This is a genomic window from Sphingobacteriales bacterium (assembly GCA_012517435.1).
Classification (GTDB): Bacteria; Bacteroidota; Bacteroidia; order CAILMK01; family JAAYUY01; genus JAAYUY01.
The window spans coordinates 1-23,223 of sequence record JAAYUY010000119.1 but is presented as its reverse complement, the minus strand read 5'-3'; the positions used below and the strand labels follow the sequence as shown (position 1 = coordinate 23,223).

The 23,223-nt window shown below is 40.2% G+C and carries 14 protein-coding genes; 8 read left to right on the top strand and 6 right to left on the bottom strand.

Annotation, left to right across the window (positions count from 1 at the left end; genetic code table 11):
• The first annotated feature begins 304 nt into the window (after positions 1-304).
• The 4 genes from GX437_06940 to GX437_06925 all read left to right on the top strand — a co-directional run bounded on the left by GX437_06940 (position 305) and on the right by GX437_06925 (position 8,495).
• On the top strand, positions 305-2,617 hold the full coding sequence (locus GX437_06940) for a T9SS type A sorting domain-containing protein (GenBank protein NLJ07387.1): 2,313 nt from the start codon (positions 305-307) through the stop codon (positions 2,615-2,617).
• A gap of 127 nt (positions 2,618-2,744) precedes the next feature.
• Positions 2,745-5,552: a T9SS type A sorting domain-containing protein gene (locus GX437_06935; protein ID NLJ07386.1), complete on the top strand. Its 2,808-nt coding sequence runs from the start codon at positions 2,745-2,747 to the stop codon at positions 5,550-5,552.
• Positions 5,553-5,701: 149 nt separating this feature from the next.
• Positions 5,702-7,348, top strand: a complete 1,647-nt coding sequence (locus tag GX437_06930) for a nucleotide sugar dehydrogenase (GenBank protein NLJ07385.1) — start codon at positions 5,702-5,704, stop codon at positions 7,346-7,348.
• Between the two features lie 67 nt (positions 7,349-7,415).
• On the top strand, positions 7,416-8,495 hold the full coding sequence (locus GX437_06925; GenBank protein NLJ07384.1) for a PAS domain-containing sensor histidine kinase: 1,080 nt from the start codon (positions 7,416-7,418) through the stop codon (positions 8,493-8,495).
• On the opposite strand, the gene GX437_06920 is transcribed toward GX437_06925, so the two are convergent.
• Complete coding sequence (locus GX437_06920; GenBank protein NLJ07383.1) at positions 8,492-9,163, bottom strand: hypothetical protein; 672 nt, start codon at positions 9,161-9,163, stop codon at positions 8,492-8,494. The two genes, GX437_06925 and GX437_06920, sit on opposite strands and share 4 nt — an antisense overlap.
• Positions 9,164-9,298: 135 nt before the next feature.
• On the opposite strand from GX437_06920, the gene GX437_06915 reads away from it, so the two are divergent.
• On the top strand, positions 9,299-11,122 hold the full coding sequence (locus GX437_06915; protein ID NLJ07382.1) for a peptide MFS transporter: 1,824 nt from the start codon (positions 9,299-9,301) through the stop codon (positions 11,120-11,122).
• Position 11,123: 1 nt separating this feature from the next.
• On the opposite strand, the gene GX437_06910 is transcribed toward GX437_06915, so the two are convergent.
• Positions 11,124-13,358, bottom strand: a complete 2,235-nt coding sequence (locus GX437_06910; GenBank protein NLJ07381.1) for a hypothetical protein — start codon at positions 13,356-13,358, stop codon at positions 11,124-11,126.
• A 95-nt stretch (positions 13,359-13,453) separates the two neighbouring features.
• On the opposite strand from GX437_06910, the gene GX437_06905 reads away from it, so the two are divergent.
• Both GX437_06905 and GX437_06900 read left to right on the top strand, forming a co-directional pair.
• Complete coding sequence (locus tag GX437_06905) at positions 13,454-15,094, top strand: hypothetical protein (GenBank protein ID NLJ07380.1); 1,641 nt, start codon at positions 13,454-13,456, stop codon at positions 15,092-15,094.
• Positions 15,095-15,104: 10 nt separating this feature from the next.
• Positions 15,105-16,448 (top strand): hypothetical protein, encoded by a 1,344-nt coding sequence (locus tag GX437_06900; GenBank protein NLJ07379.1) that lies wholly within the window; start codon positions 15,105-15,107, stop codon positions 16,446-16,448.
• Here GX437_06900 and GX437_06895 read toward each other — a convergent pair.
• From GX437_06895 to mdh, 4 genes are all read right to left on the bottom strand, one after another.
• The gene (locus GX437_06895) at positions 16,445-16,756 is read right to left on the bottom strand and encodes a DUF59 domain-containing protein (protein ID NLJ07378.1); all 312 of its coding nucleotides are present in this window, start codon (positions 16,754-16,756) and stop codon (positions 16,445-16,447) included. The genes GX437_06900 and GX437_06895 overlap by 4 nt on opposite strands.
• Positions 16,756-17,187: a SufE family protein gene (locus tag GX437_06890; protein NLJ07377.1), complete on the bottom strand. Its 432-nt coding sequence runs from the start codon at positions 17,185-17,187 to the stop codon at positions 16,756-16,758. The genes GX437_06895 and GX437_06890 overlap by 1 nt, the downstream gene beginning before the upstream one ends.
• A 455-nt stretch (positions 17,188-17,642) precedes the next feature.
• A complete protein-coding gene (locus GX437_06885; protein ID NLJ07376.1) occupies positions 17,643-20,306 on the bottom strand; it encodes a DNA gyrase/topoisomerase IV subunit A in 2,664 nt (887 codons plus the stop codon).
• 138 nt (positions 20,307-20,444) lie between these two features.
• Positions 20,445-21,380 (bottom strand): malate dehydrogenase, encoded by a 936-nt coding sequence (mdh, locus tag GX437_06880; protein NLJ07375.1) that lies wholly within the window; start codon positions 21,378-21,380, stop codon positions 20,445-20,447.
• Positions 21,381-21,591: 211 nt separating this feature from the next.
• Between mdh and GX437_06875 the strand changes: the two genes are divergently transcribed.
• A complete protein-coding gene (locus tag GX437_06875; GenBank protein ID NLJ07374.1) occupies positions 21,592-23,085 on the top strand; it encodes an aminotransferase class V-fold PLP-dependent enzyme in 1,494 nt (497 codons plus the stop codon).
• The last annotated feature ends 138 nt before the right edge of the window (positions 23,086-23,223 follow it).

Genomic DNA, 23,223 nt, shown 5'->3' with positions numbered 1-23,223 from the left:
ATGTCTCACTTTTGCTTTGATGCATTTCTTCAGACAAAACCGGTAATAACGGAGGATGATACAAAATGACCATGACCGAAATTGAAGAGAACAGCAAGCAACCCGCAGCTGTTTAAAAGATGGTATTTGTCAGTAGGCATAAAAACCCGGAATGCGGAACAGCGAACACAGAAAACTTTGCTCGAAACACATGATTTATTCCGGCTATTATTACATATTCCTGCATTTTTGGAGGGATAACTATTCCCGTTGCCATTAAAGAAATTTCAAAAAAATCCTGCATATTTGCAAAAAAGAATTTGTAATGAAAAAGCTGATAATACTGATATTGCTCGTAAATATTTCTGCAATTTGTCTGGGACAGAAACTATCAAGGCCTGATGAAAATCAAAGCAAGGGAATTGTTTTCATTGAAGACTACAACATTGGTAATATCATTGAACCACCTGTGGTAACAATACCGTTCCTCCCCGTAAAATCGATCAGAATTGACCAGAAACAGGAATTCTCAAATGAAGTTCTGGCAACAGTTAAAGCAAATGAAATACTTTTCCCTGACGAATATGCTGCACTGGAGTTAAATACGGATGCCAAAACCATTTCTTTTATTAAACCTAATTATACACTCGATATCAAAGCCTATCAGGCAATCGACCGTGCACCTGCCTGGCTTTCTGCTGACCTGCACCGTCAGTTTAGAAAATTAAGGAAATATGCTCTTGACGATGATTTTGCCCAACTTATTCTGAATGCCCCCGAAAAAGTAGTGGACGAAGTTGCTTTTCAGATAGCTAACCTTTCTACCGAAACCCTTCGCGACACTCGTTTCCGTGCCACCCTGAACCTTCTGACTGATAACGCCTTGTTTCTTTATAAATGTGCTGATTCCCTGCAATATGTAAAAATTGTTGAGCATGGCAGTTTTTCATCCAGAGATTACTACACCACCACCAAATATCGCATCAAATCAGGAAACGACACCATTTGGTACGAAATTCCAAGGGATATTTATTACTGGTATGTGGTTATGCCAAAACTTGACCGGGAAGGTGTTTATGAGCAGGATCTGACCAGCAGCACACAATTCAGGACTTACGGATATTTCTGGCGTCAGTATTTATGGAACAATCCGGTTAAAACCTTCGACTATACAAAAGTAAACATCACTACGCCAAAAGGTAGTATCGATACCATACAGCGTTTCGGTGATCTGATTAAAATGCCAAAAGTGTTATGGGACAGAAATCAAACCTATTTCCCGTTTAAAAGAAGCTTCGACCCCACTGACCATGCTCTTGATGTTATCGGCAACTGGGCTTCACGTGCGATTCCCATTGATGCCAAAGACAACCGCCCATTTGAACCCAATCAGATTATTTTTGAACATGACGGCAACTGCCACGAAGATGCTTTGCTAATCGTTGCTGCCTGCCGCACCGCCCTGATCCCCATTATTCATCTCAATACCAATGGCGAAGACCATGCTTTTGGTTCAGTTTATGACAACGACAAATGGTATCATTTTGAATTTTTCAGGGGTGGTTTCAGCGAGGTGATTAATCCTTCCTTTGCCGGTATAACCAATCTGATGAAAGGTGGTAGCTATTCGTGGACAACTTCCGTAGTTCAGGGTACCCGCCCCGATGGGTACCGTATTAATCATACAGCTGAATATTCCACAAAGCTATGTAATCTTGAATTTACGGTGGTTGACAAAAACGGAAAGGCAGTTGACGGAGCAAAGATTATTCTTTGGTGCAGTCCGGGGCCATATTCATCCGGATGGGTATCAAAAATTGGCTGGATATGGACAGACCACACCGGGACAGCAAAAATTACTGTTGGTGCAGGTAAAAAATATGCCTTTCAGGTTTATCATCCGAAATTCGGCTATCTTCCCGACCAGTCAAACGCCTACGTCATTAATCAGACTAATGCGGTAAGCGGACAAACTTATCAGGCCAGCGCTGTTTATTCAGATAAGCAGATGCCTGAATTAACCTATGGGAATTTACAGAAGCTTCCTCCCGATGCCAATTATGGAGTCCATGTAAATTTTACCTCAAAAAACATTGTTGCCGGTATTTATGATGAAGATGTTCAAAAAAGTCAGTTTGCTTTCCGAAACGACAGCGATGGCAATATTACTTTCTTTTTGCTGAATGAGGCAAATTACCTGAAATTTCAGAATAAAGAAGCCTTTGATTATTATTTTCCGGTAAAATATTTCAACAGCGGAAATCTGTATCTGCCCCTTCCTGCAGCAGGAAAATGGTACGTGATATTCTCCAATCAGGAAGCAACTGTCAATTATCAGCAACTTGAACTGACCGGTGAATTACTGAATAATGCAGTTTATCAAAGTATTGATTTTCAGCCTGATAATAATGCATGTATAGCTTTCCCCAATCCATTCAGTGATAAATGCCGGTTTATCAGATCACCATGGGTAAAAACCATAGAAATCTTCGATGTTTTCGGGAAAAAAATTCAGGTTCTGGAAGATGGAACAAATTATTGGATTCCCGGGAAGGAAGTCTCATCAGGAACCTATCTGGTTAAATTCTCAGGTGACGATAACATGGAAATTCAAAAGATTCAATACTTCAGAAATTAGTTATTTACTTAGCGTAATTTCAGATTCTATCCTTCTATCATATTGATTTTCAGTATTTTTTAAAAAAACAAGTAACTTTTTTTTTACTCAGCGGATTTACAGTTGCTGTATTAAAATTCGCTGTGCTATGAACTCAAGAATGATTGCTTATCTGATAAGCTGTTTGATGCTTATCCTACTTTCAGTAAGCCTGAAAGCACAAGATGGAAGTATAAACTTCGATGGTTATGACGACATTGCTCATACTGATGGGAGTTCGATATTGAACCTGTCAACAAGCGGCACTGTTGAGGCATGGATAAATGTCGATGTATTTAAAATTGCTGCCGGCATTGTACATAAAGGAGATGCCACCGATTATTCTGATGAAGAATATTCTCTTCAGTTTTACTGGGGAACAGGCCAATACAATAAACTCTGCTTCGTACTCGGACATTCAAACGGAACGGAAGGGACAACATGGAACAAATTAATTTCAAATACAAATTTTGTTGCCGGTGAGTGGTACCATGTGGCCATTGCATGGAACTCCACCAATATGTATATTTATGTCAATGGTAATCTGGACAATTCAAGGACAAATTCAGTAATGCCCACAGCCTATACCGGAGGATTAAACATTGGCTCACAATGTTATACAGAACCCCCAAAAAGACCATTTGACGGGAAAATAGATGAAGTCAGGGTTTGGAATACTACACGTACGCAGACTGAAATCAGGGAAAACATGTACAAACAGCTCACAGGCAGCGAGAGCGGACTGGTAGCCTATTATGATTTTGAAGAAGGCTCAGGCAATACTCTTTTAAATCATGCTCCATCCATTATTGACCATATAGTCGTTGAGTCGGGTGGGAGCTACACCACAACACCTACCGTAACCATCAGCGGTGGTGGAGGATCAGGAGCTTCAGCAAGTGCAGTGTTAAAAATGGCAACATTAACACTTTATAATGGTGGGACAAATTACAGGTCAACTGATTATCTGAATGTAGATGGGGGGACTTATACAACCCGTGCCCAAATAGATGTAACAAGTGTTTCTGGCAGAAGAGGTCCTATTACAGGTGCAACAATATATAATGCAGGCGCTTATTCTTCATTGCCATCCAATCCTTTTAATGTTTCAGGTGGAAGCGGTAGCGGAGCAATGTTTAATGCAACATGGTCAGTCAACGCTATTAATCTGACCAATGCAGGCAGTGGTTATACCTCTGCTCCTACAATTACATTTAATCCGACAGGTGCAACTGCAACAGCAGTTTTATCTGATTGTGATGCAAAACTTTTCAATTCTCCAACATGGTCAACTGAAAATGCTCCGTTGGCACATGCATGGCTGGGAACCATCTCTACAGACTGGTCAAACGCACAAAACTGGTTTGCCGGCTGGTCGCCTAATGCTAAAATTCCGGTCAGAATTAAGTACGGTGCTTCCAGAAATTGTGTAATTGGTGTATCCACCAATGAATACTATGCTGAATGTGAAGCCCTGACGATTGATAATGGCACAACGCTAACGATTAACCCGGGAAACACACTACGTGCCCACGGCAATACGGGCATTTCAGGTGTACTTATTTTTGAGTCCGACACAAGCTGCCGCACGGGTAATTTCATTGATAACGGCAATATCACATATTCAGGAAGCAAAGGCCAGAATGTTACTTTTAAAAAATACATTACCAAAGACAAATGGCATTACAATTCCGTGCCCATTGAAGATGCTACTTCCAATGTTTTCTGGGGTATGGCTTTGTATAATTACGATGAACCAAGCGGAGCACAGGGGACAAAAGTGGCATGGAAAAAAATAGGGAATGATGTCGCCCTAACACCAGGTATCGGATATGATGCTTACGTCAAAAACAGTGATAAAACCATCATTTACAACGGTGGATTAAATACAGGGACTTTTTTATTGGATTCACTGACACGCCAGCATGATGGATTCAATTTTGTCGGCAATCCTTATCCTTCCGCCATTGACTGGGATGCAAACGGATGGCAAAAATCAAATCTGGATGATGCTATCTATATCTGGGACCCGAATCTTAATAACGGCCAGGGAAATTATATGTCTTACGTAAATGGAGTAGGTTCAAATGGTGGAAGCCGTTATATCCCAGCCACACAAGGGTTTTGGGTTAGGGTAAGTTCAGGTTATTCTACCGGATATCTTCAGATGAGCAATGATATAAGGGTAAACGATAACACCAAATACAGGGCAGCAAATACTGCTGAAAATACAGTCAGGGTAATTTGCAAAGCAGCCGCATTTTCTGACGAGGCTGTCATTCGTTTTTCAGATGAGGCAACCGGAAATTTTGATGCTCACTTTGATGCCAGTAAGTTTTTTACAGAATCAGGACAGGGAAGCATGATTTATTCAACCTGCCCGGAAGGTCCTCTTTCCGTCAACTCTTTACCCTTTCAAACACAATCACTTTCAATTCCATTGTTTACGAAAGTATTGGCAGAAAATCAGCATTCCATCGAAATAAAACTTGAAAACTTTGATTATCAGACAGATATATTTCTTGAAGATCAGATGACAGGAATTATTACCGACATGAAAAAGGGAAATTATACCTATTACGCAAAACTTGATGATCAGGAAAATCGTTTTATCCTCCATTTCGGAAAAGTCCAGAAAATAAGCGCTGAAGAGAAAAATGTAACTGGTATTCAGGAAGAAAACACTCATAAAACAGTAAAGGTTTACTCAGCACAGGGAAAATATCTCATCCTGTCGGCTGAAAATCCTGAAATCAATGCGATGGTAAACATCTTCGACCTGAATGGTAAACTTATTGATAAATTCAGGCTCGACAACAGCCTTGTCAAACATCAGCTCACTACCAGTGCAGGAATTGTGATTGTGCAGATCATTAACGGCCAACATATAGAAACCACCAAAATTATTCTACATTAATATTTAGTTTGTACTGCTGCGAATTGAAAAGCGTTTTCGTCATTGTTACGGAAACGTTTTTCTTTTTTTAGGGATTTTGATGAATATTCCTAAATTTACCGCCTCAAAAAATCAACGTTTAAGTTTAACTAACAAAATTAACTGGAAATATGAAAAAGGAATCCGTTTCACCTGAGGGAATTAAATACCCCCTGCCTGCAAAGGAAGATTATGCTGCAGAATACGAAAAACTTAAAGCTGATGCCGACAAGGCTAAAAGTGAGGGAAAGGAAATAGTAGTCGTTATGGGGCTTGGTTTTGTTGGAGTTGTGATGGCTGCAATTGTGGCAGATACAGAAACAGACGGGAAATCCTCTAAATTCGTCATCGGCTGTCAGCGTCCAAGTCCGAGAAGTTACTGGAAAATACCTGTTATCAATCAGGGGAAGTCTCCTGTTAAGGCTGAAGACCCGGAGGTAAATGCAATTATTGAAAGGACTGTTAATCTGAAAAAAACTTTTATTGCCACTTATAATCCTGATTGTCTCAAACTGGCTGATTGTGTAGTGGTAGATGTACAGTGCGATTTTAAGAAGAATGAACTGGGGAATATGAAAAGCGGTGAAACCGATATGGCCGCTTTGGTCGCCACTCTGAGAACCATCGGGGAAAAAATACCACCTAAATGCCTGACATTGATAGAAACCACCGTAGCACCCGGCACAACGGAATATATAGCCTGGCCCATCTTAAAGAAAGAATTTCTGAAGCGTGGAATTAATGAAGTGCCATTGCTGGCACACAGCTTCGAAAGGGTAATGCCCGGCAAGGAATACGTCAGCAGTATCAGGGATTTCTGGCGTGTATGCTCCGGATGTAATGAAGAAGCCAGGGAAAGAGTGGAAAAGTTTTTAAGGGAAGTGTTGAATACCAAAGATTTTCCACTGACAGTGATGGACCGTCCGATTGAATCTGAAACGACAAAAATCGTTGAAAACTCCTACCGTGCCACCATATTGGCTTTCATGAACGAGTGGAGTTTATTTGCCGAAAGAAATGGCGTGGATCTGATAAAAGTGTATAAAGCAATTAAAATGCGTCCGACACATTCCAACATCATGTTCCCCGGACCGGGCGTGGGTGGATATTGCCTGCCAAAAGACGGAGGTCTTGGATATTGGGCTTATAAACATATTCTTGCTTTTGACGATGGCGACAATGTATTCAAAATGACTCCTCTGGCTATTGACACGAATGACACCAGGGCACTTCATGTGGCAGAACTTACCCGCGATGCCCTTCGCAACCTTGACAAATACATTGCCGGCAGCCGGGTTCTTGTTTGCGGAGCCAGCTACAGGCAAGATGTCGGAGATACACGTTATAGCGGCAGTGAGCTGGTTGTCAGGCGATTAACTGAGATGGGGGCATGGGTCAGTGTTCACGACCCTTATGTGGAAAGCTGGTGGGAATTTGAAAACCAAAACAATCCGGAAGAAGAGCCTCATTCATGGAAAAGGTTTTTCAGAAATCAGGAAGGCCTCGAAACACTGAAAGTGCAGAAAAATCTTCAGGAAGCCGTTCATGGATGTGATGCCATCATCTTTGCCGTTCCTCACGCACAATACCTTAACCTGAAACCCTCTTTAATTGTTGATTGGGCAACCAATCCCCTTGCCGTCATCGACTGTTTTGGTATTCTCACTGATGCTGAAATCAGAGAATATTTTGAGCTGGGATGCGAGGTAAAAGGTCTTGGCAGAGGGCATATTATCCATATTAAAAAATCTGTTTTACGAAAAAAAACAGATTTATAAAAATCTTACATTTGCTCTGAAATTATATTGCCCATTCAAATCAATTACTTCTTTTTAAATAAATCTTATGGAACTGGAAATGAATACGGGAAATATCCATGAGATCATTGATTTTTATAAAAAACTCAGTAAAGATATTTTGTATTTCTTTACTGACCACAATCATCTGATACTGGATATTTCAGACTCTTTGCTGTCGCTCACCGGACTGACAAAAGAGCTGGCCACCGGAAAATCTTTTGATGAACTATTTAAAACGAATACAGGTTTTGACAACCCACCTGGCCCAAAGGAGGTTTTTTTTAATACCGGACAGACTACATATCATTTTACTGTACAATCATCTCTTTTCTGTGACAATAAAACCAATGAAACCTGCAGGTTATTTATCCTTTCCGACATCACCGAGCTAAAAAAAAGAGAAACTGAATATCTGCAGGAAATTGAAGTAAAAAAGAAATTCTTTTCCCTAATTGCCCATGATTTAAAAGGCCCTGTAAGCACCATTCTGGGACTTTCCCGATTTTTACTGGAAGAATCCGAAAATTATGGTGATGAACAACTGAGCGACATTGCCACTACCATCTACAGAGTAAGCGAAAATACACACAACCTGATATTAAATCTGCTGGAATGGTCACGCATTCAGGCCGGAAAACTCAGCATGAACCCTGTGATGATACCATTAAAATCCTTTACTAAAAATGTTCTTACCGTCATTCAGGTACAGGCTGAATCTAAAAACATAGACATCCTGCTCGATTATCCTCCAAATCTAAAGGTTTTTGCAGACGAAAACATGCTGGAGTCTGTTATCCGCAATCTCGTGTCGAATGCAATTAAATTTTCCTATCCTGATGGCAGTATCACCATAAAGGCTGAAAAAACCGGTGATTTTATTACTCTTACAGTAAGTGATAAAGGAAAAGGAATAGCAGAATCTGAGAAAAATAAGCTTTTTGTTTCAGGTCTTAATTATAGTACAACGGGCACTCAGGATGAAAAAGGAACCGGTATTGGCCTGATTTTGTGCAAGGAGTTTATTGAACAACATCATGGCAGGATTTGGTTTGAAAGCCGGGAAGGCGAAGGAAGCAACTTCCATTTCACCATCCCGGGTTCAGCAAAGGTATTTTCTTCTGATTAGTTTTTACTGAAAGATTTGTCGTTTAAGCCACCGACTACCAGGGAAATGCTGAATTCAGGCCTGCAGAAATCCTTGCTATCATAATTGATTGAATTTGCAGATCCCCAGGGTCTGATAGAAGTATTGATCCCATATATCATTCGATATGAAGCATTAAAACGCAGCTTCATCCATTCAAACAGGTTAATGGAGGCATGCAGGGAAGGAATCATGGAAAGAAAGTGGTCGTCCACGTTATAATGCCGGTCATAATCCGGGTCCGGATTCAATACCAACCGGCCTGTCCCCATTTTTACACCTGCCCCAAAATTGATCAGATGCAAGGGATTTACTACATACTCAAACTCAATTCCACTATGGTAAAACTGGTGTATCAATGGATCTTTCAACTGATTATCAAGTACTTTTCCATAAATCAAGGAGTTGGTATTTGTTCTGTAAACACCGAAGAAACTGTTCCTGTTAATGATTAATCCGAGCGAAAGAGCCGAATTAAGATGCACTCTTTCTGTTAATGGAGAAAACATCAGTGATGAACTAACATAAGCATTGTAATGGGTTTTTCCTTTCTGAAAAATGGTTTCAATATCAGATTTCTGTGCCAGCAGGCTAAAAGGCAAGCCGAAAAAAAGGATAGCTGCCAAAAATAAAAACAATATTTTTCTCATCTCGATTTTTTGCTGATAATGACAAGTAAATATCAGACGGGTTGCACCAGATTAATTTTTATTTGGCAAAATATTTTTTACCATATTTTTGCAAACGCTGATAAGTTATTATTCACCATTAAAAATCAAACAATTATGCTTAAAAATCATCCGAGAGGACTATTGGTAGCGTTTTTTTCCAATATGGGCGAACGCTTCGGTTTTTATACCATGATGGCCATACTTGTTTTATTTCTTCAGGCCAAATACGGACTAAGTGAAGAGCAGGCTGGCAGTTATTACAGCTGGTTCTACTTTGCCATTTATGCGCTGGCCCTGGTTGGTGGCATTATTGCCGATGCTACAAACAGGTATAAACTGGTCATTTTGATTGGTATTATCGTTATGTTTACCGGTTATGTGATTGTTTCTGTTCCAGGAATGTCACTCACCTTTACACTGATTGGCTTGTTTACCATTGCATTTGGTAACGGACTTTTCAAAGGCAACCTGCAGGCAGTGGTCGGGCAAATGTATGATGACCCTAAATATTCATCATTAAGAGATTCCGCTTACATGATATTTTATATGGGAATCAATGTGGGAGCCTTTTTTGCACCTTTTGCCGCCACCGGTATCCGTAACTGGTATCTTAAAACACAGGGTTTTATTCATGACGGAAGCCTTCCTGCTATATGCCATGCTTTTAAAAGAGGAGAACTGGCCGACCTGAATGCCCTTCAAACGGCTGCCGATAAAGCAAGCGGTCATGCTGTTTCAGATTTATCTGCTTTTGCTGATCAATATCTCGAGGCTTTTTCTCGTGGTTATAATTATGCTTTTGCCATCGCTGCCGGTGCAATGGTAATTTCACTACTTGTTTATATCATTTTTAACAAGCATCTGCCTCGAAAAGAAAGGGCTTCAAAAGCAGCCGGCTCTGCTTCTGCTCCTCAGTTCGACTTGAAAAAGCAACCTGTTGCTATCATACTCTCCCTGATTATTGGCGTTGCCATTTCCTTTTTAATCTATCTCGCTTCAAAAAATATTGACATTTCCTTCGCTTTCGGACTTTTTGCCGTTTTCGTGGCATGGATTCTTCAAACCTCCACAAAAGAAGAAAGATCAAGAGTTTCATCTCTACTGCTTGTGTTTATCGTGGTGATTTTCTTCTGGATGTCTTTCCATCAGAATGGATTAACGCTCACCTATTTCGCCAGAGATTATACTGTTAAGGAAGTCGGGCCTTTTACTTTTCTGTTTTTCAATCTCGAATCACTGCTTGTATTTATTGGAGCTATTGCCGGGCTACTCCTGCTTGTTTTCAATAAAAAACTGACTACTAAACTTATCGGAGCAGTTATGTTTATCGGTCTTGGATTTCTTACCTATTATTTTATAAAAGGTTACAACACTTCAAATCCGATTGCTCCTGAAGTTTTTCAGTCCTTTAATCCGCTGTTCATTGTTTCGCTGACATTTCCTGTCATGGCAGTATTTGCCTGGTTGAAAAAGAAAGACAAGGAACCGACCACCCCGAGAAAAATTGGTATCGGGATGATTATTGCCGCTATTGGTTTTGTCATTATTCTGATTGCCAGTATCGACCTGATCAGCCCTCACACCCTTCAATATGTTGATGAAGCAGGCAATATCAAGTTTAATCCGGTTCCGGATTCTTCGAGGGTAGTTCCTTACTGGCTTATTTCGAGCTATCTGGTACTGACCGTTGCAGAGCTTTTCCTTAGCCCGATGGGACTTTCTTTTGTTTCAAAGGTTGCACCTGCACGTTTTCAAGGTCTGATGCAGGGAGGCTGGCTGCTGGCTACGGCAACCGGGAACAAACTCCTTGTCGTGGGCAGTGTTTTCTGGGGGAAACTCGAACTCTGGCAGCTATGGGCAATTTTCATTGCCTGTTGTCTCCTGTCGGCTTTGTTTATTTTCTCTATTATGAAACGACTTGAAGCAGCAACCAAATAGCTTACCTGCTGATAAGCTTTATCTGATATGATGATGTAAGATTCTGAATATTAAGTAAATATATACTGCCAGATAGTTCAGGAAGGATGAATTGTCTGGCAGTATTTCCTTCTGATACTTCAAAGGCGGACTGAAAAACCAATTTACCCTGCAGGTCATATAAATTAAGTTGAAACTGCCCACTTTCAGCTGAATTTGAATGAATCATCAGTTTATTTCCGAAAATACATGCAGAGAAGGAAGTCGGTATTGACAGATCCATTGGTTCAAAACCAATAAATACTTTTCCACCTTCATCCATAAAGCGTTGTGCCCATTCCTGAAGATACCAGTTGGCTACCTCCTGAGAATGAACAATTAAGGTATTTTCATCATTGCTTTCATCAGCTGATTTGCTCCAGTTGTGGGAGCCGGTCAATACCTGTGGATCGCTGTAAGGATTACTTTGGTCAATGACACAGTACTTATGGTGAAAAATATTGCTTTTGCTGTAAACTTTTATCAGGCTGTCGCCAAGGGCAGGCTGTAAAACATCATAAGCAGCAGAACTACTTCCCCCAACATCACCAAAAATACCTGCGGTATAGGCTCCTGCATTTTTCCTGTATATGATCTGATTGGCAATTTCCGTACGGGTAAAGGTGTACAAGGCAAAATAAATATCTTCTTCTGCTGTTTTCAGAAAATTAATAATCCGCGTATTGACCTGATCGCTCGGGCTGAAATACAATTCGACTGTAGTTCCACCCACGTTGAAGAGATGAGGCGTATTGTCAGTTTTAAACTTCCCGAATTTTGCATTCACTGCATTCGGATAGGCAGTTTTTGATCCCCACATTTCTTCAAATTCAAGGGTATAAGCCCTTGCAAGAGCCTGATCATTTATTACAATAACGTTGTTCGGATCGTTATGAATCTGATTGTCAGTCAGATTGGTGGAACCTGTCCAGACAAAACATTTGTCAGGGTTGGAATGCTCTGCATCAATGACGATAAACTTGTTGTGCATGATTCCATAATTTGCACCCTGAGGGCTTTTCACGACAATTGGTCCCGAAATTTCTTTAAGACCATTGTTAGTAGTACTTCCATCTCCTATTATTCTGACCCTGACTCCCCTTTGATATGCTGCATTCAGTGCCTGTGAAATATTACTGCTAAGATTTTGATTATCAATATTATAAATAGCCATGTCAATGCTTTGCTCAGCACGGTTGATATAAGCTACCAGTGTATCGTCAATGCTTTTGTTCAGGTACTTTGCCTGACTAAGGCTCGCAAAAGAAGTATTGACCGGATTGTTGAAGTAAACCTTAATCTTACCTGATGAATTGGAAGCAGTAGAATAATAATAAATCCCGCTGAAAGAGGTGTCATTTCCCTTTACTGAAGCAACCTGCACATAATAAAAGGTAGCAGGTGAAAGACCTGTCAATGTCATTTCATGGATTGTTTTCACGACCGGGTTACTGATTTCAGGAAGTTCAAGTTGTTTGGTCAAACCATACCGGACTATCGTATTTCCAGCTTCACGGGTAGTAAAACTAACTGTAAATGAATTTTGCTGAATATCACTTTGAACAGGCCCCGATTCTATGACAGGACCTTTCAGAATAATAATATCACTGAAACCTCTGGGTAGGAGTTGATAAATGTCGGTGCTTCCGCTTTTATAATGACTCATGATTCCGATAATGTCAAACTTACCGGATGGAATAGCTTTACCCGGCAGATTGGTTTGAGGCTTGATCCTGACTTCTTTTTCCACCCCATTCTGGTAAATTTTATAGTTTTTTCCACTGGTGCCAGCCTCAAAGCTTCCCGAAACAGTAAAGTTTGCATCATTAAACCTGAGCAGTTGTCCGGCATAAGTTTCTGTAAATCCGGTATTAAAATTCAATACCTTTGGCAAAGGGAGCTGATTCCCCTGGCTGATAAGCTGAAAAGAAACCACAGGACTCAGTTCCAGTTCTCCGTAATAGTTTTTGATAATCCCGCTGATCATAACACTATCCCCTTTCACCAAACCTGCCGTAAGATCAGAATATATGGCAATTCCAGCGGTTGGATCCTGTAAATATTTCTGATTCCCAAATTCATCAGCAGTAATAATACCCCTGATGACCACAGTATCCCCTTCTGCCTTCTTCCTTGCCTGAAGGATGGTTATCTCCTGTGCCTGAGCAAAATGCAGGTACAATAATCCTGATAAAATAAAGGTGAAATTTTTTTTCATAGAGTCATTAATTGTCAAAAGCGAAGATATATCAACTTCCCTGATTTCTTTTGGTATTTTTATTGCCTTCAAAAATAGCGTCATAAATACAGCTGATGTCAGATAAACAAAAAAAATTCTCAGCACTTAAAAATATTGGTGCTCCGGTTGTTTTAATGCTGATTATTCCCCTGCTTCTGGCTTCATGTCTCGATGATTTTAAGGGAATAAAGAAAATCAAAGTCAAAGATCCTTATAATCCGGCATTTGCGGTTCCTGTGGCCCATGTGAATGCTTCATTAATGGATATGCTAAGGTTTGCCAATCAGGACAGCCTCGCCCAAATTGATCCGGATAAATTCATGAGACTTATCTATCACGGACATCCCTACAAAGCCTATTTGCGGGATTATGTCAGGGTTCCCATGCAAACCTTTACTACCGGTCCTTTTAAATACGCTACTTCGAATGATAGTGTCAGGGTTACCTTACCTGTTTATTTATCTGATCAGACAGAGCATGTTTTTAACTTCAACAATGGTGAAGAAATCACAAAACTTAAAATCAAGTCGGGAAAATTAATTGTCAGATTAAGGTCAACATTCAGAAAATCAGGTGATATTGATATTAAAATCAATGATGCAAAACTGAAAAACGGAAGTGATTTTATTCATAATGTCGCTTTTTCTTTTCAACCTGCCGGAGAAACTTTCACCTATGATACCTTCGACCTGAGCGGTTGCTATTTCGACCTTTCCAAAGGCGGGATTTCTGAAAATACCATTATTGTCAATTATATCATCACACTGAACCCGAATTCCTATTACATCCGGAAAACAGATGCCTTCAATATCAGCATCAGTTTTGATGACATCGAATTCTCATACATTGAAGGGTTTCTGGGTGTTCACAACATAGTTTATACGCCTGACTCCATGCTACTTGATTTGTTTAAAAATGTAGAAGCCAACAAGATACAGTTCTTTGACCCAAAAATATATATTCATTTCAACAATTCTGCCGGCATTCCCATCCGCATACAACCTCCTGACATCTCTGCCCAAAGTGGTATTTATTCCAAACAACTGACTGGCTCGGTTTTGTCAGCACCCATCGATTTGAATTATCCTTCCTTACAAGAGGTAGGAAAGAAAAGCTATACTTTGTTTCTGGCTACTTATCAGAATTCAAATGTCAGGGAACTGACCAATATGGCTCCCTCTAACTTTGTTTCCGACCTTGACATCACTACCAATGCAACAGGTAAGAACAGAAACAATTTTGCCACCGACAGCAGTTATCTCACTGCCGACATAGTACTTGAGTTGCCACTTTATGGCAAAGCAAAAGATTACAGGGTAGAATTTGATGTCAATCTTGATTCCATTGATATGAGCATTATCGAGCATATTCAGCTCAATGTGCTCTCCAAAAATGAAATTCCAATTGATTTCGGACTTCAGTTTTATCTTGCAGATACTTCACGCAATATCCTTGATTCGCTGGTTACCTCTTCATCCATGCTGATCAAGTCGGGGCAGGTAGATGATTCAGGCAAAGTTATTAAAGCCTCTCAAGCCCTGACTAGCTTTACTTTAAACAAAGATATTCTCGATGCCAATCCTGATTTTAAGAAAATTATTATCAGGGCGCAGGCATCCACACTGAACAATGGAAACGTAAATGTTAAAATCTATGCTTCCAATCGCCTTGAAATTTTCACGAGTATTTACATTAAACTTAAAATTGACTTATAAACATTTGATATTGAAGAATTTATCAGCATTTCTACTCTTCTTCATTCTTTCCCTGAATCTGAATGCTCAGGGAATAACCCGTCATTTTATCAGTCACATTCCGCTTTCAGGTCAATCAAACCCTTCTCTTTATCCCGAATACAGGTTTACGCTCGGTATTCCCATGGCCAACTGGTTTACAGAATACAATACGAATTTTTCTCTGAAAAACATTATGGCAGATCGGAGCAATGATACCTTATACATAACGCCCGGAATTTTTCTGTCAAAACTCGACAGACTTAATTTCGTCAACTTTGAATCTGATTTTGAGATTATCTCCACTTCCTTAAAGATTAAAAAGAATTATTTTTCATTTTTTCTGACCAATAAAACATGGATTGAAGCCCGCTATCCCCGTGATCTCTTTTCTATAGCATGGAAAGGAAATGCCCAGTTTATCGGCTCTTTTGCCGATTTCAGTGGCATGGGGGTTGATTTTATCAATTACAATGAATATGCTATCGGCTGGAGTCGTGCTTTTGCCGATAAATTTTCGTTAGGAGCACATGTTAAATACCTCCAGGGACTCATGAATTTTAAAACCGCCACTTCTGATATCACCTTAAAAGTTGATACTACTACCTACTGGCTGACAGCCGATTATTCCTTAAAAATAAAAATTGCCGCACCTGTTGACACCAATGGTATATCCATCCATTCGGCAAAAGATGTTCTGACTTTCGGGAACAGAGGATTGGGTTTGGATTTAGGAGGAACTTACAAATTCAACGATAAACTCAAATTATCGGCAAGCCTTCTCGACCTGGGTTATATTCATTGGACTAAAAATACGAAGTCATATTTTATTGAAAATCAACAAATTAAATTTGAAGGGATTAAAATTGACTCCACCTTTAGCTTTAATTTCAGCGATAGTACTCTGAAAATAATGACCGATACCCTGCTGGAGAAATTCAGGTTTTCAAAAAATTATGAGCCTTTTACCACAGGACTGAATCCGAAACTATACCTGACTGCCTCCTACGACCTGACTCAACATGACCGGCTGGGTTTTGTTCTTTACAACCGTTTTTACAAGTATTACAATTACATGAGCTATTCGCTGCTTTATCAGCATCGTTTTGGGAATATTCTAAGTTTTACCACCTCGATGACACTCAATTCGAGGGGCAATGCCAAGATTGGTGCGGGCATCACCTGGCGTATTTTTGGTTCTAATTTTTATGTCATCACCGACAACATCACAGGCTTTTTCAATCCTCTTTCCATGCAATCGCTTTCTTTAAATTTCGGATGGTATTATGTCAAAGTTAGTCTGGGGAAGGGAAAAGCCCCGAAAGCGACTTTCTAAATAAATCCCAGTTCAATCTTGGCTTCCAGCGACATCTTACTCATGTCCCAGGGTGGCTCAAAAGTCAGCTCAACATCTGCTTCAGTTACTCCTTCCAATGCACTAACTTTTTCCCTGACTTCTTTCACAATATCCTCGGCAATCGGACAGGCCGGAGCCGTTAATGTCATGATTATTTTTACCTTGCCTTCATCGTCAGTCTGAAGTTCGTATATCAGTCCAAGCTCATATATATTGACCGGAATCTCGGGATCATAGACAGTTTTAAGTACTTCCGTAACTTTATCTTTCAGTTCATCTTTTTTCATCATTTTCTCTGATTTTTTTCCGCAAATGCAGAGGCATAGAATCTCATCTGGCTGACCATTGAAAGCAAACCATTGGAGCGTGTGGGCGACAGCTGATCTTTTAACCCTATCTGATCCAGAAATGCTATATCAGCCTTGGCTACTTCTTCCGGCTTCTGGTTTGAATACACCCGTATTAACAGGGCAATCATTCCTTTGGTGATGATGGCATCGCTATCAGCCTGAAATTCAATTTTACCATCCTTATTCAACTGAGCGACCAACCATACCCTCGACTGGCAGCCTTTTATCAGAAATTCGTCTGTTTTATACTGGTTATCAAGTGGTTTTAGCTTTTTTCCTTCTTCAATCAAATAGTCGTATCTGTCCATCCAGTCGTCAAAAACATTGAATTCTTCAATGATTTGCTGTTTTCTTTCTTCTATGCTCATTCCCTGCTGATATGTTGGTTTTAAAAATTGCAGCAAAGTTATTCTAATTTAAACTAATCTGAAGATACATCTCAAAAAGATTATTGGAAAATGTTACCATCATAGCATCCCTTCAGGACTTCTTCAGGTATTTTTAACCAAAATTCCGCATCAATATCAGAGTTAAACATAAATGATTTTTCGATATTCCGGCAAACTGATCAGTCTTATTGGCCTGTCAGAAAAATTTAATAATATCTTAACACTAAAAGCAGGCAGTCATGAAGTATGCATTAATGGTCTTCTCTATGGGCAAACAAGCCAGTAATCCGGAAGCCGCAAGATGTATCACAGAACCCGCAATCCTTTACCCGCAATCGGATTATTTTAAAAATAAATAGGGCATCAGAATATTTCCAAATCCCTTTGGTGATGGTATTCAAGTGGATCTATCTCTCTGAGAAAATCAAAGCTGACTAAAACAAGCTTAATTGTTCCCCAAGCATTTGCCTTCCGCTTTTTCCGGAGTCAGGTTCTTCCTGTTTAGCTACCTCTGTTTCAACGGGGTTTTCGTCAACAACCTCTTCATTCTCAGTATTTTCTTCAAAAATAATGTCCACCAGTTTTACTGATAAAATCTGATCTTTATGGAGTTTCTTGCCGATTGCTTTCCACTTCATCAGTTCGATGCTTTCAGAAAGTTCAATGGTTTCGCTGCTTTTCTGTTCTGATTTTTTATTTACTGTATTGATTTTGATGATTGTACGATCGCCATAAGAAGCAAACTGAATTTTGGAATCCCTGTGTTCCGGAACTATTCTGTATGGGGTGTTGTTTCTCAGGGTTTCGATAATAAATCTCTTTGCAAACCATGTTTTTACCTCGCCATGATAATAAACTATTGTCAATGGACGTTCAGGGATAAATTTTTCCACAAATATCACTTTATCAATATCAAAGCGGATGTTCAGGTCGAAAGGCTTGATTTCATAATAGCCATCGTTGGTTATTGAAATGATTAAATCCTCAGGGGTAAATTTTCCGAGATGCCTGCCTATTTCTTTGGTGTTAAGTTTCCCGACATATTCATCGTACCACACATCAATGCTGATGACATTTGACGTATCAACCGATTTCTGCACAATCCTTCTGATGGGATAACGGGTGAGAATGTTACCTTGTGAGCCTTTGTTTTTTATTTCAATTGAGGCAAAATCAAAATCAAATATTTTTTTTCTGGCCTTACAACCCTGGGTAAGATAAACGGTGATGACCTCGGTTTCACCCATCGGATTATCAGTGATATATAAAATTCTTGAACCCGGATTCCCTTTGGTTACATCATAAATTTTGTCTCTGGTGATGGAAGTAACTTTAAAACGTTTCACCATGGCATTTTTTGTCTTTCCATCAAGATAAACGAGATTGTAAGTCCTCCTTTCATCATCCTTCCTGAAAACATCAATCAGCATGATGTCTTTTCCGGCAAAAACCTTCTCATCAACTTTCTGAACCGAATATTTTCCATCCCTGCGGAAAGTAATGATATCGTCAAGGTCGGAACACTCGCCCACCGGTTCTTCTTTTTTAAGCCCGAAGCCAAAAAATCCCTCTTCCCTGTTGACATACAGCTTTTTACTGGGTGCAGCTACATTTTTAGCTTCAATGGTATCGAAAGTCCTTATTTCTGTTTTCCTTTCCTTTCCTTTTCCGTATTTTTTCAGCAGCTCTTCAAAATATGCCACTGCATAGTCGATGAGATGATTCAGGTGATACTCTGTTTCAGCAAGCTGATTTTCAATATCTTTTAAAGATTCATCAGCCTTAAAACTGTCATATTTTGAAATTCTCTTGATTTTAATTTCTGTCAGACGTACAATATCATCCTGTGTTACCTCGCGTTTCAGGTGACGTATGTAGGGTTGCAGCCCCTTATCGATGGCTTCAAGTACTGCTTCCCATGTTGTACATTCCTCAATTTTCCGGTATATTCTTTTTTCAATAAAAATCTTTTCCAGTGATAAAAAGTGCCATTTTTCAAGAAGAGCAAACTTTTTTATCTCAAGTTCCTGCCTGAGCAAATCTACAGTGCGGTTGGTCGAGTATTCAAGTATCTCATTGACGCTCATGAACCTCGGCTTATCCTGAAAAATACAGCAAGCATTGGGAGAAATGGAAATTTCACAATCGGTAAAGGCATATAAGGCATCGATGGTTACATCGGGGGAAATCCCTTTTTGCAGCTCTACAAGAATTTCCACGTCCCGGGCGGTATTGTCGATTACCTGCTTGATTTTTATCTTACCGTTTTCATTGGCTTTAATGATGGATTCTATAAGCTGTCCGGTAGTAACAGAAAACGGAACATTGCGGATAGCCAGTGTTTTTTTATCCACAATTTCAATTTTGGAACGGATACGTACTCTCCCTCCCCTTCTTCCCTGGTTGTAGCTGGTAAAATCGGCCATGCCATTGGTTGGGAAATCCGGAAGGAGTTCGTATTCGCGGCCTCTCAGGTAGGCAATGGAGGCTTTAATGAGTTCAATAAAATTATGGGGCAATATTTTGGTTGATAAACCGACTGCAATGCCATCGGCTCCAAGAGCAAGCAACAACGGGAATTTGACCGGCAGGTGAACAGGCTCTTTTTTTCTTCCATCATAGGAGAGTTGCCAAACAGTAGTTTCAGGATTGAAGACCACCTCTTTGGCAAATTTCGATAAACGTGCTTCAATATAACGTGAAGCAGCTGCAGCATCTCCTGTAACGACATCACCCCAGTTCCCCTGCGTTTCTATCAGCAGATTTTTTTGTCCGAGATTGATGATAGCATCTGATATAGAAGCATCTCCATGCGGATGATATTGCATGGTATTTCCGATGATGTTGGCAACTTTGTTAAATCTTCCGTCATCAGTTTCCTGCATGGCATGAAGTATTCTTCGCTGAACAGGCTTCAAACCATCTTCGAGTGCAGGGACAGCACGCTCAAGAATGACATAAGAGGAATAATCAAGAAACCAGTCTTTATACAGCTCCCCGACTGTTGCCAGTGTTCCCGGCTTGTTTATACCTGAAATCTCAGTCTTTTCCGCTTCTTTTTCTTTGTTATTAAAACTGCTTTCGCCCGATACATCCATTTCGTCCAAAACTATTGTTATTTATTATTATTCCTGCTTTTAACGAGAGGCGAACATAAGGCAAAACGATTGAACAAAAGTTGTTCAGATATTCACATTCCTTTAAAACAGTGGAATTTCGGGGAAATAAAAAAGATTTCAGAATAATTTCATGCCATCGAGCACACGGTGCAGGGTTTTCACTGCTTCAGCTGATTTTTTCACCAGCTCCATTTCTTTCTTATTCAGTTTTAATTCAATAATTTCCTCAACCCCATTTCTGCCAAGGACGGTCGGAACACCAAAATAAATATCCTGAATACCATATTCGCCCTGCAACCAGGCACTCACAGGAAGAATACGCCTTTGGTTTCTGAGCACGGTTTCAACCATGAGGGCAGCAGCAGCACCCGGAGCATACCAGGCAGAAGTACCCATCAGGTTTACCAGTTCGGCACCTCCGTTTACAGTACGGTCAACAATGGCATTGATTTGTCCCTCCGACATCAGTTCAGTGATGGGAATACCTCCAACAGTAGTGTATCTGGGTAAAGGCACCATGGTATCGCCATGCCCGCCCATTAAAACTGAGTTGATTTCTTTTGGTGAAACATTGAGCTCCAGTGCAATGAACGATTTGAAACGAGCCGTATCGAGCACTCCTGCCATGCCAAATACCCGTTTTGAGGGAACACGTGCAGCCAGGTAAGCTGTATAGGTCATGACATCGAGTGGATTGGAAACGACAATAATTTTTGCCCGGGGTGAATAACGGATTACCTGCTCGGTAACTTCCTTGACAATCTTGGCATTGATGGAAATCAGGTCGTCACGGCTCATGCCGGGGGAACGCGGAACACCTGACGTGATGACTACCACCTCAGAATCATAAGTCTTGGCATAATCGTTTGTATAACCTGTGGTTTTGGTATCATACAATAATATCGGAGAGGTTTCCCACATGTCGAGGGCTTTCCCTTCGGCAATACCTTTTTTGATATCAATCAGTATGATGTCATCTGCTACCTCATTGTTAGCAAGTACTTTTGCGCAGGTTGCTCCTACATTACCTGCACCGACTATGGTTACTTTCATGGATGTATTTTTTTAATCTTTTTTTCTGCTGCAAAATTACATAAATATTTATTTTTTGCAATATGTCAACTTTACTGTTTTTAAACATCAAAGCCGGTATTTTAAATTAAATTTGATTATCAGTTATTTATACATCAGGTATAGCTCAGGTGTAATCGTTTAGTCTGATGTAAATTCTGCTTACTTTTGCCAGATAATCTGAAAGCCGAATATGAGTAAAGAAAAGGAATTAACCAGCCTGGAAGCCTATTTCAAACCCTTTCGAAAAAATATCATTGGATATAAGCAAAAACTGAGGACACCTTACGGAAAAATAAACCTCATTTATGCTGACTGGACAGCCAGCGGACGTCTGTATAAACCCATTGAAAAACTTATTTCTGAAGAAATAGGCCCTTTTGTAGCTAATACTCACACCGAAAGCTCTGCAACCGGTACATTGATGACTTATGCTTATCAGCAGGCAAAACAAATCATCAAGGAGCATGTTCATGCCGGGCCGAATGACATTGTGCTCTCCTACGGATCAGGCATGACAAGGGTAGTCAATAAGTTTCAGCGTATTCTGGGACTCAGAATTCCCGACCAATGGTTAGAAAAAATACAAATCCCTGAGAATGAAAGACCTGTAGTATTTGTAACACACATGGAACATCACAGCAATCATACTTCATGGCAGGAAACCATAGCAGATGTAGTGGTGATTCCTCCAGATGATAACGGACTGGTTTGTTTTGAAAAATTCAGGGAAACTGCCGAAAAATATAAAGATCGGATGGTAAAATATGCGGCCATCACAGCCTGTTCCAATGTAACCGGTATTCAACCCTGTTGTCGTGAAATAGCCGTTTATATGCATCAGATCGGAGGTTATTGTTTTGTCGATTATGCGTGTTCCGCACCTTATGCTGACATTCGCATGCACACGGATAAACCGGAAGAAAAATTTGATGCCATTTATTTTTCCCCACACAAATTTCTGGGCGGTCCGGGAAGCAGTGGTATCCTTGTTTTTGACAGGAACCTCTACCATAACCGTGTACCAGATTCTCCCGGTGGCGGAACAGTTACCTGGACCGATGCCTGGGGCGACAGAATATATTATGATGATATTGAGCTCAGGGAAGACGGAGGAACACCTGCCTTTCTTCAAACCATCAAAGCTGCCCTTGCCATCCGGTTGAAAGAACAAATGGGTATTGAAAAGATGCTCGAAAGGGAAGAAGAAATGCTTGACATCATTTTTACTGAACTCGGAAAAATTCCCAATCTTCACCTGCTTGCCGAAAATCACAGAAAAAGACTGGGGGTCATCTCCTTTTATATTGAAGACCTGCACTATAATCTCGGTGTAAAACTTCTCAGCGACCGTTTTGGTATTCAGACAAGGGGTGGCTGTGTTTGTGCAGGTACTTACGGACATTATCTTTTTGAACTTTCAAAAGAACTTTCCGACCAGATTCAGGAGAGGGTCATGAAAGGAGAACTCTCGGCAAAACCGGGCTGGATACGTTTTTCGATTCATCCGGTAATGACCAATGAAGAAATCTTTTTCATCTGTGATGCAATACGTCAGCTTGCCGAAAATCATAAAGCATGGGCATCTGATTATCAATACGATGAAACCTCAAATGAATTCAGGCACATCAGCGGATGGGACTATGAAAAAACCGCTGTTGATGAGTGGTTTTCGGAAGAATTATAACATTATTCTTTTTTGAATGATACTCAAATCAAATAATGGCTTTACTATCTGAAAGCAGGAAACTTTTTGTATCCCAAAATTTTTTTTGATAAACCTAACTCACCCCCGGCCCCTCTCTTTCAAAAAGAGAGGGGAGCT

Coding starts and splice junctions, on each gene's coding strand:
- GX437_06925 (NLJ07384.1), top strand. CDS start 7,416: ATGGAACTGGAAATGAATACGGGAAATATCCATGAGATCATTGATTTT.
- GX437_06875 (NLJ07374.1), top strand. CDS start 21,592: ATGAGTAAAGAAAAGGAATTAACCAGCCTGGAAGCCTATTTCAAACCC.
- GX437_06920 (NLJ07383.1), bottom strand. CDS start 9,163: ATGAGAAAAATATTGTTTTTATTTTTGGCAGCTATCCTTTTTTTCGGC.
- GX437_06895 (NLJ07378.1), bottom strand. CDS start 16,756: ATGAAAAAAGATGAACTGAAAGATAAAGTTACGGAAGTACTTAAAACT.
- GX437_06940 (NLJ07387.1), top strand. CDS start 305: ATGAAAAAGCTGATAATACTGATATTGCTCGTAAATATTTCTGCAATT.
- GX437_06935 (NLJ07386.1), top strand. CDS start 2,745: ATGAACTCAAGAATGATTGCTTATCTGATAAGCTGTTTGATGCTTATC.
- GX437_06905 (NLJ07380.1), top strand. CDS start 13,454: ATGTCAGATAAACAAAAAAAATTCTCAGCACTTAAAAATATTGGTGCT.
- GX437_06930 (NLJ07385.1), top strand. CDS start 5,702: ATGAAAAAGGAATCCGTTTCACCTGAGGGAATTAAATACCCCCTGCCT.
- mdh (NLJ07375.1), bottom strand. CDS start 21,380: ATGAAAGTAACCATAGTCGGTGCAGGTAATGTAGGAGCAACCTGCGCA.
- GX437_06885 (NLJ07376.1), bottom strand. CDS start 20,306: ATGGATGTATCGGGCGAAAGCAGTTTTAATAACAAAGAAAAAGAAGCG.
- GX437_06910 (NLJ07381.1), bottom strand. CDS start 13,358: ATGAAAAAAAATTTCACCTTTATTTTATCAGGATTATTGTACCTGCAT.
- GX437_06890 (NLJ07377.1), bottom strand. CDS start 17,187: ATGAGCATAGAAGAAAGAAAACAGCAAATCATTGAAGAATTCAATGTT.
- GX437_06915 (NLJ07382.1), top strand. CDS start 9,299: ATGCTTAAAAATCATCCGAGAGGACTATTGGTAGCGTTTTTTTCCAAT.